Origin of the sequence: Acidovorax sp. Root217 (assembly GCF_001428645.1) — a bacterium.
Taxonomy (GTDB): domain Bacteria; phylum Pseudomonadota; class Gammaproteobacteria; order Burkholderiales; family Burkholderiaceae_C; genus Acidovorax.
Genome location: NZ_LMIH01000011.1, coordinates 156,194 through 170,227 on the forward strand (window position 1 = coordinate 156,194; position 14,034 = coordinate 170,227).

Sequence of the window (14,034 nt, forward strand, 5' to 3'; positions counted from 1 at the left end):
TAGGTCACGGTGACCTGCAGCGTGTCGGTGTACATGCCCGCAGGCAGCGCCGCCGGATTCGACTTGTTGATCTGGCCGTGGATGGGCAACGAGAACGCAGCGCCATTGGCCGGCACGTTGACGCCGGTGATGGCCGTTCCGGCGGGATAGGGCTGCGTGTGCCCGGCGTCGCGGTACAGCTCGTAGGGCACGTACGCGGCGGTGCTGCCATTGCGCATGGCGCGCGGGCCGGTGCCGATGCCCGTGCCCTGGCCCGCATACGCGCCGGGACCGACCTGGATGCTGATGCCCAGCACCTCGGGCGAGCAGACAAGCTGGGTAGGGCCGGACACACCCTCGGCCCCCGAAGGGGTGGCCGTGACGATGCCCGTGAAGGTGCCAGGGCGCGTGCCGAAGTCCAGGGTGCCGAAGTTCACGCCCGCAGTGGCACCGGAACTGCCGGCGACCATGCAGCCTGCCGTGAGCTGCATCTGCGCTTGCAGAGTACCGCCCAGGGTGCCTGCCAACACAGGCCCTGCCGCCAGGGCCAGGGCCGCTGCTGCGAGCCGCCCCAATGCCCACCCGTGTTGTCTTCGTCCGCCCGCGTCCATCGCGTGTTTCCTCGAAAAATGTCCCCCAATGCACCTTGCCTGCAGGACCACGCCCTCAAATTCACCATGGGGTGCACACCCCGCGGAGCACCCGGCTCGGCATGCGCAAATCGTATCAGCTTGTAAATGGAATCTGTAGAAGGTTCTCCTCAGACGGCCAGAAGTGGGGAAAGTCTGGCGTGAAGCGGGTCTTCAGGTGGCAGCGACAACCAAGCGCACAGCGGGATCGTCGAAGAGCCACGCAGGGTCCCATCCCGGTTCAAGGCGGCCCAGCCTGACCAGGCCGTCCGAGATTTGCCCATCCCTGTAGAAGATGGCCAGGTTGCCCCATGGGGCATAAAAGCAGAGGTCCCCAGCCACTGGCATATGGGCGGCAGGCGCTCCGTCGGTGGCCAGTGCCCGCGGCAAGCCTGCGATCTTCTCGGTTGCCTCGTAGTCCTCCAACACCAAATCCAGCGGCAGCAGCAACGCAAGATCGCCCGCACTCGCGTTGCTGTCGAGCGTTGCCGTCGCGACCACTGCACCGTTCAGGATGAAATCGACTTTCATGAAGGCTCAACCAGGCCAGACCTTGCGGCCGCATCGCCTGGCTGTCACAGCAATTTGTCGGGCGTAATCGGCAGATCGCGGATGCGTTTGCCGGTGGCGTGGAACACCGCATTGGCGATGGCAGCGGGAATGCCCACCATGCCGAGCTCACCCATGCCCTTCACTCCCAGCGGGTTGACGATGGTGTCCTCCTCCTCCACGAAGATGGTCTCGATGGCATGGATGTCCGCATTCACGGGCACGTGGTAATGCTGCAGACTGGCCGTCATGATCCTGCCGTAGCGGTGATCGATCTCGGTGGCTTCTTCCAAAGCCATGCCGATGCCCCACACCACGCCGCCGATCTCCTGGCTGTGCGAGGCCAGCGGGTTGAGAATCTTGCCGCAGGCGGTCACCTCGATGACGCGGGTGACCTTGACGGTGCCAAGGTCGGGGTCGACCTTCACCTCGACGAACTGGGCGCCGTGGGCGAGCGATGCGTACTTTGCGCGCTCTGGCGATGGCGTCGAATCGCAGGTCTCGGCGATCTCGTTCGTGCCGGTGCGCCGCATCAGGTCGGCAATGGCCACCGAGCGCGACGCATCGCCCTTGGGGCGCAAATACCCGTCGAGCATCTCCACCTCTGCCGCAGCCTTACCCGTGAGGGGCGATGCGGCATCCCGGTTCGCCAGCTGCAGGAGTTTGGCGGTGACGGCCAGGGCAGCGCCCCGCACGGCCGAACCCACGCTGGATGTGGTCCATGAGCCGCCTTGCGCCGGTGCCCTGGGCTGGCGCGTATCGCCCAGCTCGAAATGCACCTGGTCCAGCCGCAGCCCCAGGAATTCGGCAGCGATCATGGTCATGACGGTGTAGGTGCCTGGACCGATGTCACTGGTTGCGCTGGTGACACTGGCCGTGCCGTCGGCGCGAAACACAATGCGCGCGCTGGCCGGCTGCTGGAAGGCGCCCCAGACACTGGAGGCCATACCCCAGCCGACCAGCAAACGGCCATCGCGCATCGAGCGCGGCTCGGCCTTGCGGTTGGCCCATCCGAACTTCTCTGCGCCCAGGCGGTAGCACTCGCGCAGCGCCTTGCTCGAAAAAGGCTTGCCGCTTTCGGGGTCGACCTCGGCGTAGTTGGCCAGGCGCAGCGCCAACGGATCCATCTTGAGTGCGTACGACAGCTCGTCCATCGCGCTTTCCAGGGCGAACATGCCGCTCACGGCGCCCGGCGCGCGCATCCACGTGGGCGTGGCAAGGTCGGTGGCGGCAACCTTCAGCGGCGCATGCAGATTCGGGCACGCATACACCTGCTTCAAAAAGCTGGTGGTGGCGTCCGAGAACGGCTCGAACGAAGAAGTGTTGTGAAAGGCTTCATGGATGATGGCCGACAGCTTGCCGTCGCGGCCTGCCCCCAGGGCCACCTTCTGGATGGTGTGGGGCCGGTAGCCATGGCCGGTGAACATCTGCGCCCGCGTGTAGACCACCTTCACCGGGCGCTTGAGTTCGCGTGCGGCCATCGCCGTCAGGGAGGGGTAGTAATTGGGCTTGAGCGATGCGCCGAAGGCCCCGCCGACGAACGGGGACACCACGCGGATGTTCTCGGCCGGCACGCCCAGGCCCGCGGCCAGGTGCTTCTGTACGCCAAAGACCTCCTGGGTCTTGTCGAAGATGGTGAGTTGATCCCCCTGCCAGAAGGCGATGGCTGCGTGCGGCTCGATCGGGTTGTGGTGGTGGATGGGGATGTGGTACTCCGCCGCCACCTTGACCGGCGCCGCCTGCATGGCAGCCACCGGGTTGCCGCGGGGCACGGCCTTGGCCGAGGCCGGGTCGGGCTGCGCCCGTTCCAGCACCGTGGCGAGGTCGGTGTTGTGGGGTTCGGTCTGGTAGCTGACCTTTACCAGTCTTGACGCGTGCCGGGCCTGTTCGTAGGTCTCCGCAACGACCAGGGCAATCGGCTGGCCGTTGAAGAACACCCGGTCCGACTGCAACGGCCACGCCCACCCGGGCGCCGCCCCGGCTGCCGGTGGCGGCCCCAGCCTGCCCGCGTTCAGGTGCGTGAAGACGCGGATCACGCCTCCCGCCTGCTCTGCCTGCCGTGTGTCGATGGCCGAGATGCGCCCCTTGGCAACAGTGCTCAGCACGATGAAGCCGTAGGTGACATTCGGGATCTGGAACTCGGCGGTGTACTTCGCCTGGCCTGTGACCTTGGCGAGTCCGTCGACGCGGGTGGTTTCTTTGCCCAGATGGCGTGCCATGGCGATCTCTCCTCAAGCCAGTCGCGACGCGCGCATCAGCGCCCGCACAACAGAACGACGACCCAGTTCCACCTTGTAGGCGTTGTGCGCAAGTGGCCGCGCATCGCGCAGCGCGGCCTCGGCCGCACGCTGAAAGGTGGCCTCATCCGCGCGCTGGCCAACCAGTGCCGCCTCGGCCTCGGCGCTGCGCCAGGGCTTGTGGGCGACGCTGCCCAGCACCACGCGCGCCTGCCGTATCGTGCCGCCATCCAGCTGCAGCGCGGCGGCCACCGAGACCATCGCAAAAGCGTACGAGGCGCGGTCGCGCACCTTCAGGTAGTGCGAGTGGCGCGCAAAGTCGCCCGACGGCACCGGGAGCTCGATGGCCAGGATCAGATCGCCGTGCTCCAGGTTGTTGTCGCGCTGCGGCGTGTCGCCCGGCAGCCGGTGGAAGTCGGTGATGGCGATCAGCCGCTCACGCCCATCCGGTGCGCGCACACGCACCTTGGCATCCAGCGCATACAAGGCCGTTGCCATGTCGCCAGGGTAGGTCGCCACACACGATTCGCTCCAGCCCAGGATCGCGTGGATCTTGTTCAGGCCCTCTCGCGCGCCGCAGCCGCTGTCGGCCTCGCGCTTGTTGCAGGGCATCGATGTGTCGTAGAAGTAGTTGCAGCGCGTGCGTTGAAGCAGGTTTCCGCCATTGGTCGCCATGTTGCGCAACTGCCCGGAGGCGCCTGCCACGATCGCCTGCGTCAGCAACGGGTAGCTCTCGCGGACCAGCGGATGGTTGGCGGTCTCGCTGTTGGTCGCCAGCGCGCCGATGGACAGTCCGGAGCGCGTGCGCTGGATCTCGCGCAGCGGCAGCCGCGTGATGTCCACCAGCCGCGTGGGCCGCTCGACGTCCTCCTTCATCAGGTCCAGCAGGTTGCTGCCACCGGCCAGGTACCGGGCTTGGGGCATGGCCGACACCGCTACGGTAGCGGCAGCGGAATCTGCGGCGCGAACATACTCAAACGGTCTCATGGCCGTCCTCCTTTGAAGGGCTTGAAGCGGTGGATGCCATCGCAAGTTGCGCCTCGCTGGCAAAGCGCCAGGTCTGGGCTGCCTGCCGGCCCGAATGGACTTCTTGAATCGCGGCGACGATGCCTGGATACGCGCCGCAGCGGCAGATGTTGCCGCTCATGCGCTCGCGGATCTCGTCGTCCGTCAGGCGGGTCGTTGTCCTGCCGACGTTCTCGGTGACGTGGCTGACCTGGCCGCGCCGGGCCTCGGCCAGCATGCCGACGGCAGAGCAGATCTGCCCCGATGTGCAGTAGCCGCACTGAAAGCCATCGTGCTTGATGAAGGCGGCCTGCATCGGATGCAGTTGGTCGCCCTTTGCCAAGCCCTCAATGGTCGTGACTTCACGGCCTTCGAGCGTGGCGGCCAGGGTCAGGCACGAGAGCACACGCTGCCCGTCGACCAGTACCGTGCAGGCGCCGCACTGGCCCTGGTCGCACCCCTTCTTGGAGCCGGTTAGCGCAAGCCGCTCGCGCAGCGCATCGAGCAGCACGACGCGCGAGTCGAGCTGCAGCGTCTGCGGTGTGCCGTTGACCTTGAAGGTCACGCCCACGACGTTCTGCGCGACGATGGGCGCAGACGCCGCACCCGGCACCGGCGGAAGCTGCGCCAGCGCGGACTCCGTGGCCAGCAGGTTGGCGGCAAAAAGGCCGATGCCGCCGCCACCGGTCTGCACCATGAACGTGCGCCGCGCCTGGCCGACGCCCTTGAGCTCAGGCATGTCCCGCACCAGGGCGGCCTCGTCGGCACTGATTTCCGTTGGCAGATCGTTGTGTGTTTCGTGGGGCATGGACTGTGTCCTTCTTGAAAACCGCATTCGTGGAGGCCACGCAGGGGCGCTGGCCGAAGTGGCTGGGCGTGTTGTTCTCATCGTTCTTTGCCGCACATCGAGTTTGTCGAGCAGCCGGGTGTTTGACTACCGAACGATTGCTTATTGCTGCTATTACCGTGGCTAATAATTCCCCTGCAATGCAAGGTGGGCGCGCAATGGAGTGACCGCTACCAGCGAGAGAACGTGATGCGAGCGGTGCCCTGACCGAGCGCCTGCGCCAACCCGCTCGGGTCATCGACACGGCCAAGGCGCGTGTACGAGTAGGCAGATTCGAAGCCCAGGTAGAAAAGGACCAGGGTGTCCGATCCGTACAGCATGAGGTCGCCGTTGCTTATCGTGCCCGGTCGAATTGCATTTGCTGGCAGTGCCTTGGGCAGCTTGGCGTGCTTCTCATTGCTGTTGAGGTCTGGCATGTCCAGAGTCAGTGGCAGTTGGCTGACGAATGCGCGAGCGGCATCGGTATCGGCCACCGTGAGCGTGAAACGACGGTTTCCAACGGAGAGCTGCATGCGTATTGCCTTTGAGGTGTCGGATGCCCGTGCTGCGTCTGCCTGGCTTGCCAAGGGCGCGGTGGGCCGCGCCTGTCCGGCAGCGTTGCCTGCGCCGAACACGAGCAGCGCGGCGGCCACGCCGGCGGCACGCATCTGCGAGGATCGGTGGGCTCGTGCCATTGGGGCGTGCAGGCAATGGTGTTGCGTCATGCGGATCCCGCGTGGCTCGCACGCGCCGTCATGGTTACGAGGAATGCGCCGACCAGGAGCAGTGTGGCGCTGAAGACGAAAGTAGCCTGGTAACCACTGCCGTCGAACAGCAGTCCGCCGGCGGTGGACCCCAGTGCGATGGACAGCTGGACCACCGCCACCATCAGCCCGCCGCCCGCCTCGGCGTCCTGCGGGAGGGTCTGCGCGATCCAGGTCCACCAGCCGACCGGGGCCGCGGTGGCCACCAGGCCCCACAGGGCCAGCAGCACCGTGGTGGCGACCACAGAACCGCCCAGGGTCGTGAGCAGCAGCGCGATGGCAGCCATCACCACCGGGATGATGGCCAGGGTGGCATAGAAACCTGCTTTCAGAAATCGCCCGATGAACAGGGTGCCGATGAAGCCTGCGGCGCCGAGCGCGAGCAGGATGAAGGACAGCATCGACACACCGACCCCTGTCACCGCCTCAAGAAACGGTCGCAGGTAGGTGAACAGTGCGAACTGTCCCATGAAGAAGATGCCCACCGCCAGCATGCCGAGCACGACCCGCCGGCTCTTGAAAAGCCTGAGCACGTTGCCGGACCCTGCGCGCGGCAAGGCCGGCATGGGTGGCAGGCTGAACCACTGCCAGGCGAATGCGACCACAGCGATGGGCACCAGGCACAAGAAGGCCCCGCGCCAGCCCATGATGGACGCAAGGTAGCTGCCCAGCGGCGCGGCGATGACCGTGGCCAGTGCGTTGCCGCCGTTGAAGATGGCCAGCGCGCGGGGCACCTTGGACGGTGGAACCAGCTGCATGGCGGTGGCAGCCGACAGGGACCAGAAGCCGCCGACAACCACGCCGATCAGCGCCCGGCCCACCATGTACGTGAGGTAGTTGGGCGCAAGGCCGACAATGGCGCCGGAGACACACATCATCGCCGTCAGCGCAAGCAGCAGCGCCTTGCGATGGATTCGCCCTGCAACCGCCGGGATCGACAGGCTGGCGAGCACCGCAAACGCGCCGGAGATGGCAATGCCCTGCCCGGCCATGCCCTCGGTGACCTGCAGGTCCGACGCCATCGGCGTCAACAGGCTCACGGGCATGAATTCCGAAGCGATCAGCGCAAAGACGCACAGCGTCATCGCGAAGACTCCGCCCCAGTGCGCAGGGCGACCACCGCCTTCCTGGTCAAGCGGGATGCCGGCGCTCGCGGTGATGGCAGGGGCCGCCATCAGGCCCGGGCCTTGATGAGGTGGCGGTCGAAGAAAGATGCCAGCTTGTCCCATGGGATCAGGGTCACCCGGTCGTACAGGTCCACATGGCCGGCACCTGGCACGTAGTGCAGTTCCTTGGGCTCGGCAGCGCGCTGATAGGCGTCTTCGCTGAACTCCTTGGAGTGGGCCTGATCGCCGGTGATGAACAGCAGCGGCCTGGGCGAGATCGTCTCGATGTCGTTGAACGGGTAGAAGTTCATGAACTTCACGTTGCTGCTCAGCGTTGGCATGGTCGTCGTCTGCGACGATGCACCCAGGGGCGTGAACTCGCCGCGCGGGGTACGGTAGAAGTCGAAGAACTCGCGCTGGATGGGGTGCGTGTCCGCTTTCAGCCTGAGCACCGTGCCGCCGGTGTACTGCACTGCACCGCCGTTGAACTCCACATCGCGCTGCGCTGCGGCGGCAGCGATGATCTGCTTGCGCTGCGCCAGCGTTTGCGAATGGTTGAGCGCATTGCGGTTGGCCGCCCCCATGTCGTACATGCTGACCGTGGCAATGGCCTTCAGGCGCGGGTCGATCTTGGCGGCGCTGATGACGAAGCTGCCGCTGCCGCACACGCCGATGGCGCCGATCTGCTGCCTGTCCACGAATGCCTGGCTGCCCAGAAAGTCGACTGCGGCGCTGAAGGTTTCGGAATACATGTCGGGAGACACCGCATTGCGCGGCTGGCCCTCGCTGCCGCCCCAGAACGCCAGATCCACCGACAGAGCCACGAAGCCCCGCTCGGCCATCTTCGTTGCGTAAAGATTGGCGCTTTGCTCCTTCACTGCACCCATGGGGTGGCCGACGACGATGGCCGGGGTGCGCTTCTTGCGGTCCAGCGTGCTGGGCACGAACAGGGTGCCGGTCACGGTCATGCGGTACTGGCTCTTGAAACTCACTTGCTGCACGATGACCTGGTTGCTCGTGTAGAAGTTGTCGGCGCCCGACGGCAGCGCTGCGCCCATCGGCGCAGCGGCGAATGCCGTGCCGCCCGCCGTCGACAGCATGCCGGCTGCTGCTGCGCTGGTGCCAGCGATCCTCAGGAATTCGCGCCGATCGGGCGATGGCCCGGCTGGCTCGACGGTGGATGGATGGATGTGGTCTGCTTGATGGTTCATGGCCGGAGTTCCTGGTGCTGTGGGTGCGCAGCGCGCTGCCTGTGCTGGTGCGCTGGGGCTTGCAGGCAAGTGTGCCGGCCAGGGCATCCATTGACTAGGTAATGAATGCTTAATACATTTATTAGCCTGGATAACAAGTCAGATGCCAAGTCACAAGGGAGCGCAATCGATGCCACGACGCAATTTCAACGATCTGCTGGCCTTCGTGACGGTCGCGCGCGAGGGGAGCTTCACGCGCGCTGCGGGCACGCTGGGCGTCACCCAATCCGCCCTCAGCCAGGCCATCCGCGGGCTCGAAGAGGGCCTGCAGATCCGGCTGCTGACGCGCACCACCCGCAGCGTCGCGCCGACATCGGCCGGCGAGCGGCTCATGAAGGCCATCGGGCACCGCTTCGAGGAAATCGAGGCCGAGCTCGACGCGCTGACCGAGCTGCGGGACAAGCCCGCAGGCACGGTGCGCATCACCTGTGGCGACAACGTGCTGCACACGGTGCTGCTGCCCAAGCTCGCGCCGCTGCTGCGCGAGTACCCCGAGATCAAGCTGGAGTTCGACGTGAACTACAGCTTTCGCGACATCGTGGCCGACCGGTTCGACGCTGGTGTCCGCATGGGCAACACGATCGACAACGACATGATCGCCGTGCCCATCGGCCCGCCGCTGCAGATGGCGGTGGTCGCCTCTGCCGGGTACTTCGCGGCCAACCCCATTCCCAAGACGCCTGCGGACCTCACCAGTCACCAGTGCATCAACCAGCGCATGCCGACCTCGGGCGGTCTGTATGTCTGGGATTTTGAAAAGCGCGGCCGCAAGATGAACGTGCGTGTCGATGGGCCGCTGATCTTCAACACCTCCGCGCCGCAGGTCGACGCGGCGCTGGCCGGGCTGGGCATCTCCCTGCTGCCCGAAGATGAGCTGATGCCGCACATCGCATCGGGGCGGCTGGTGCGCGTGCTGCAGGACTGGTGCCCCAAGTTTGCCGGCTACCACCTGTACTACCCCAGCAAGCGCCAGCCCTCACCCGCGTTTTCGCTGGTGGTGAAGGCGCTGCGCCTGAGCGGCTCGCGAGCCGGCTAGCGCGCCGGCTGGCGCGCCAAACGAGAAACCCGTTCGGCCAAGACTTCTGTTGTGCGCTGCGGCCGACTTGTGAGGGTGATGGTTGCATGGCCCATGCCGCTGCTGCACGCTTCACCTATTCACGCCAGCGCAGTGCCTCGATCACCAGGGCCAGCGCGGGCGCCGTCTGGCGGCGGTTGGCGTAGTACAGGTGGTAGGGCGAGAAGCTCGGCCACCAGTCCTGCAGCACCGGCACCAGGCGGCCGTGCTCGGCGTGCGGCTGCACCAGCTCCAGCGGCACGTAGCAAAAGCCCAGGCCGTCCAGCGCGGCCTGCAGCATCAACTGGGTGTTGTTGAACACCACCTGGCCCTGCACGCGCACGGCCAGTGCCTGCCCGTCCTTCTCGAAATCCCAGGCATACAGACCGCCGTGCGTGGGCAGGCGCAGGTTCACGCACTGGTGCGCTGTCAGATCGTGCGGCGTGACCGGGAGCGCCTTGCCTGCCAGGTAGGCCGGCGAGGCCGCCACGGCCATGCGCAGCGGCGGCCCGATGCGCACGGCCACCATGTCCTTGTCCACCCGGTCGCCCACGCGCACGCCCGCGTCGAAGCGCTGCGAGGCGATGTCGGTGAAGGCGTAGTCCACGCTGAACTCGATGCGGATGTCGGGCTACTCCAGCAGCAGCGGTTGCAGGCGGGGCCAGAGCACGGTGGCAATGGCGTGGTCGTGTGCGGTGATGCGCACGGTGCCGGCAGGCTTGTCGCGCATGGCGCTCAGGGCGCCCAGCTCGGCCTCGATCTCCTGCAGGCGCGGGGCCACCGTGGCCAGCAGGCGCGCACCGGCCTCGGTCGTGGAGACGCTGCGCGTGGTGCGGGCCAGCAGGCGCACGCCCAGGCGCGACTCCAGCGCCAGCATGGCATGGCTGAGCGCCGAGCGCGACAGGCCCAGTTGCGCCGCGGCGCGGGTGAAGCTGCGCTCACGCGCCACCACCACGAAGGCGCGCAGGTCGTTGAGGTTTTCGCCAGAGGCCATGGATTGGTGAATGTGTTGCACAAGTGCATGCCGATTTTGGCATCTTCTCAGCCCAATCACCCCTGTCTACAGTTAGTGCACCGGCCGGCGGTGTTCACAGCCCGCCTGCCGCACCCCTTCCAACCTTCAGGAGCCCCAGCCTATGAACCCCACGCTCATGCGAACCGCCTTTGCCCTGGCCGTGGCCCAGGGCGGCGCGGTTGCCGCGACCGAGTCACCCGCTTTAAGCACGCAGCAGATCACCAGGGCTGGCGCCCAGGCCTCGGCAGCCGGGCCCGATGCCTTCTTCACCGGCCGCGTGCGCGTCGATCCCGTCTGGCCTGCCGACAAGGGCATCAGCGCCTCGGGCGCGCATGTCACCTTTGAGCCCGGCGCCCGCTCTGCCTGGCACACCCACCCCGCAGGCCAGCGGCTGGTGGTGGTCTCGGGCATCGGCCGCACGCAGGAATGGGGCAAGCCGGTGCAGGAGATCCACCCCGGCGACGTGGTCTGGTGTCCGCCCGGCGTGAAGCACTGGCACGGCGCCGCGCCCAGCACGGCCATGACCCACCTGGCCGTGACCGGCATGGCAGATGGCAAGAACGTCGAATGGATGGAGAAGGTCAGCGATGAGCAATACCACAGCAACATCACCACGGCGCGTTGAGCGCATGGGCCGGCTGGCAGCCATCGGCCTGCTGGCCGGCCTGGCCGTTGCACCGGGCCACGCATCCGCCAGCCCCCAGGAGCCCAAGGCCATGCAACCCACCACCGCGCAGACCAGCGAGACGCTCTCGCCACGCCAGCAGGCCATCGTGCCCATCGCCGCCTTCGCAGCGGCCGGCGACATCGCGCGCCTGGGCCCTGCGCTGAACCAGGGCCTGGACGCGGGCCTTACCGTGGGCGACGCGCGCGAAGTTCTGGTGCAGGTGTATGCCTACGCGGGCTTCCCGCGCAGCCTGAACGCGCTGGGCGAGCTCCTGAAAGTGCTGGAGGCCCGCCGCCAGCGCGGCCTGCAGGACGCCCCCGGGAGCGCGCCCAGCCGGCCCATCCCCCAGGGCGATGCCCTGCTGGCAGCCGGCACGGCCAACCAGACGCGCCTGGTGGGTGCGCCCGTCAAGGGCCCGCTGTTCGACTTCGCACCGGCCATCGACCAGTACCTCAAGACCCACCTCTTCGGCGACATCTTCGAGCGCGACAACCTGGATTGGCAGAGCCGCGAAATCGCCACGGTGGGCATGCTCTCGGCCCTGGCCGGCGCCGAATCGCAGCTGCAGTCGCACATGGGAATCAGCATGAACGTGGGGCTCACGCCCGGCCAGTTGCGCCAGCTCGCGCAGGTGCTGGCCGACCGCGTGGACGGTGCCCATGCGGCCCGCGCCGACGGGGCCCTGGTGCGGGCCCTGGCTGCTCGGGGTGGCAAGTAGCGGCAGGCAACTCGCGCAGCAGCGCCGACACCGCGCCCGCAGTCCACAGCCGCCGTGGATGACCCTGTGGAAAACACCGGTGGATACGGCGCAAAGCCAATGCCGGCGGGGGCTGCAACGCGGTGCCTGCGATTTCATCAATGCCCCGGGCAGGGGGCGCGGCAGGGCACCCGTATGCGCGCGCACCGTCCACAGACGGCGTGGATGACCCTGTGGACAAGCACTGGGCATGCACGCCAAAGCCAGCACTGGTGCGGCCTGCAACGCGGTGCCTGCGAATTCATCAGCGCGGCGCCAGCACCGCCGGATTGCCCGCCCGCCGTCAACCCGCCCGCCCCCTTGCCATGCGTCCCAGGCCTGGGCGGGCGAACCAGTCCACAGCCACCGTGGATGACCCTGTGGAAAAGGCCTGTGCATGCCGCGCAAAGCCAATGCCGGCGCGGCTTGCAACGCGGTGCCTGCGGATTGACCAATGGCCGCGCCGGGGGCGCAAACGGCGTCCGCAAAGTCCACAGCCGGCGTGGATGACTTTGTGGATAACCCCTGTGCAGCCACGCCAGAGCCAGCACTGGCGCGGCCTGCAACGCGGTGCCTGCGAATTCATCAGCAGCCGCCCTCCAAGTCCGCCACGAGGCGCGCCGATAGCGCGGCTTGCGTACGTTGACACACCATCCACCGCGACCGTGGATGACCCTGTGGAAAACCCTGATGAATACACCGCAAAGCCAGCACTGGCGCGGGCTGCGATGCGGTGCCTGTTCTTTCATCAGCCCACCGCCGCGCGCCGCAGCACGGTGTGCGGGCCACTTTTCAGGCCCTGGCGCATGGCTGGCAATGGCCCGACTGCGGCGCCGCGCACCTCCCCGGTACACCTTGCCACGCAGCCCAGTGCAGCAGTCCACAGCCAGCGTGGATGACTCTGTGGATAACACCTGTGCATGCCCGCCGGGCCCAGTGCCGGCGCGGGTTTCAACGCGGTGCCTGCGATTTGACCAATGTGCCGGCGCACGCACGGCTACACTGCCCTCAGGAGGTGTGCCATGCAACCAGATTCGTCACCCGCGGCCGGCAGGGGCCCCTTTTTGCCAGACGTTGCCAGGATCGCGCTGGGCGTGTTCATCGGCGGTCTGGCCGCCTTGTTTGCCCACGACGCCATCGTCGGCCAGCGCCCACCGCCACCAGCCACACCGGCCGTGCTGACACAGCCACGGCCTGTGGGCGACGACAGCAGCAGTACCAGCACGCAGGCCGCCCCGCCACCTGCGGTGGCCCAGCCTGCGCCGCCACCAGCACCGCCCGCCCCCGAACCTGCGCCGCCACTGCCTGCGCAGACCGCACCACCGCAGGCCGAGGCCCCGCAGCCTGCTGCGCCGGTGCAGGACGCAGGCCAGAAGAAGGCCGACGACGACCTCAAGACCGCCCAGGCCCTGGCCGCCCGGCTCGAATCCGAGCGCCAGCAGCGCCGCGCCGATGCCTGGGCCCGCTACTTCCAGCCCAGCCCCGTGTGCCGAGCCGACCCGGCCACCGGCGCCTGCGCCGACGCCCACCTCGCGGCGCGCAAGCGCTTCGACGCGCAGTACGTGGACCGCTGAAAGCCCAAGGACCTGTTCAGGGCCTTTTCAGGCCCTGACCTCGAAGCCCAGCGCCCGGATGGCGGTCTCGGCCGCATCCTGGTCCTGCTGGGCATTGCCGCCCGAGATGCCGATGGCCCCCACCACCTGGCCACCATCGAGGATGGGGCAGCCACCGCCCACGGACACCATGCGCGGGCGGTGCGCGAGCTGCGCCACCTTGGGGTCGGTGAGGATGGCATTCCACACATGCGTGCCCACTCCGAAGGAGGCGGCCGTCCAGGCCTTGTCGATGGCCACCTCGGCCGTGAGGAAGGGTGCGTGGTCCGAGCGCTCGAAGGCTTTGAGGTGGCCCGCCGCATCGGTGACGGCAATGGCCACGTCGATGCCGATGTCGCGCGCCCCGGCGCGTGCGGCCTCCAGCAACGCCCAGGCCGCGTCGCGCGTGATGGAAGGGGCATTGTGGGTGGTGTGCTCGGGGATGGTGAATGGCATGGAAAACTCCCGTTGAAAAAGAATGTGACTTCGAACGCCCTGGGCGCCCAGAACCCACGTGGGGCGCCGCCCCGGCCCCGATAAGGCCCGCCGCGCCGCTATCACCGGGCGGATTCAAAAGCGAAGCGCAACACCCTGGATTTCAATGAACAAGGGTGGAGTGCTGCGG

13 protein-coding genes and 1 pseudogene are annotated in these 14,034 nt (G+C 67.3%); 4 read left to right on the plus strand and 10 right to left on the minus strand.

The features are described from left to right. From ASE31_RS10070 to ASE31_RS10105, 8 genes are all read right to left on the minus strand, one after another. The coding region (locus ASE31_RS10070) for a spore coat U domain-containing protein (protein ID WP_235514384.1) at positions 1-509 on the minus strand (509 nt) is incomplete at its 3' end. Positions 510-782: 273 nt separating this feature from the next. Then, entirely contained in the window at positions 783-1,139 is a 357-nt protein-coding gene (locus ASE31_RS10075) for a cyclophilin-like fold protein (protein ID WP_057201507.1), read from the minus strand. Positions 1,140-1,183: 44 nt separating this feature from the next. Continuing rightward, positions 1,184-3,376 (minus strand): xanthine dehydrogenase family protein molybdopterin-binding subunit, encoded by a 2,193-nt coding sequence (locus ASE31_RS10080; protein WP_057201508.1) that lies wholly within the window; start codon positions 3,374-3,376, stop codon positions 1,184-1,186. 12 nt (positions 3,377-3,388) lie between these two features. Next, positions 3,389-4,381, minus strand: a complete 993-nt coding sequence (locus tag ASE31_RS10085; RefSeq protein WP_057201509.1) for a xanthine dehydrogenase family protein subunit M — start codon at positions 4,379-4,381, stop codon at positions 3,389-3,391. Beyond that, positions 4,368-5,207: a 2Fe-2S iron-sulfur cluster-binding protein gene (locus ASE31_RS10090; RefSeq protein ID WP_082604114.1), complete on the minus strand. Its 840-nt coding sequence runs from the start codon at positions 5,205-5,207 to the stop codon at positions 4,368-4,370. Before ASE31_RS10090 ends, ASE31_RS10085 begins: the two co-directional genes overlap by 14 nt. Before the next feature lie 209 nt (positions 5,208-5,416). After that, the gene (locus ASE31_RS32535) at positions 5,417-5,950 is read right to left on the minus strand and encodes a cyclophilin-like fold protein (RefSeq protein ID WP_235514386.1); all 534 of its coding nucleotides are present in this window, start codon (positions 5,948-5,950) and stop codon (positions 5,417-5,419) included. Beyond that, on the minus strand, positions 5,947-7,164 hold the full coding sequence (locus ASE31_RS10100) for an MFS transporter (RefSeq protein ID WP_082604115.1): 1,218 nt from the start codon (positions 7,162-7,164) through the stop codon (positions 5,947-5,949). The genes ASE31_RS32535 and ASE31_RS10100 overlap by 4 nt, the downstream gene beginning before the upstream one ends. Continuing rightward, positions 7,164-8,306 carry an alpha/beta hydrolase gene (locus ASE31_RS10105; RefSeq protein ID WP_082604116.1) on the minus strand — a complete coding sequence of 381 codons (1,143 nt, stop codon included), beginning with the start codon at positions 8,304-8,306 and terminating at the stop codon, positions 7,164-7,166. Before ASE31_RS10105 ends, ASE31_RS10100 begins: the two co-directional genes overlap by 1 nt. Positions 8,307-8,475: 169 nt before the next feature. Here ASE31_RS10105 and ASE31_RS10110 point away from each other — a divergent pair, with 169 nt between their 5' ends. Continuing rightward, positions 8,476-9,381 carry a LysR family transcriptional regulator gene (locus ASE31_RS10110; RefSeq protein ID WP_057201513.1) on the plus strand — a complete coding sequence of 302 codons (906 nt, stop codon included), beginning with the start codon at positions 8,476-8,478 and terminating at the stop codon, positions 9,379-9,381. Between the two features lie 115 nt (positions 9,382-9,496). Here the strand turns inward: ASE31_RS10110 and ASE31_RS10115 are convergent. Further along, positions 9,497-10,393, minus strand: a pseudogene (locus ASE31_RS10115) (LysR family transcriptional regulator). A 142-nt stretch (positions 10,394-10,535) separates the two neighbouring features. On the opposite strand from ASE31_RS10115, the gene ASE31_RS10120 reads away from it, so the two are divergent. From ASE31_RS10120 to ASE31_RS10130, 3 genes are all read left to right on the plus strand, one after another. Continuing rightward, complete coding sequence (locus ASE31_RS10120; protein WP_082604117.1) at positions 10,536-11,039, plus strand: cupin domain-containing protein; 504 nt, start codon at positions 10,536-10,538, stop codon at positions 11,037-11,039. After that, positions 11,002-11,799, plus strand: a complete 798-nt coding sequence (locus ASE31_RS10125; protein WP_082604118.1) for a carboxymuconolactone decarboxylase family protein — start codon at positions 11,002-11,004, stop codon at positions 11,797-11,799. Before ASE31_RS10120 ends, ASE31_RS10125 begins: the two co-directional genes overlap by 38 nt. 1,040 nt (positions 11,800-12,839) lie before the next feature. Next, positions 12,840-13,391: a hypothetical protein gene (locus ASE31_RS10130; protein ID WP_057201514.1), complete on the plus strand. Its 552-nt coding sequence runs from the start codon at positions 12,840-12,842 to the stop codon at positions 13,389-13,391. Positions 13,392-13,418: 27 nt separating this feature from the next. On the opposite strand, the gene ASE31_RS10135 is transcribed toward ASE31_RS10130, so the two are convergent. Continuing rightward, on the minus strand, positions 13,419-13,865 hold the full coding sequence (locus ASE31_RS10135; protein ID WP_057201515.1) for a heme-binding protein: 447 nt from the start codon (positions 13,863-13,865) through the stop codon (positions 13,419-13,421). Positions 13,866-14,034: the final 169 nt, after the last annotated feature.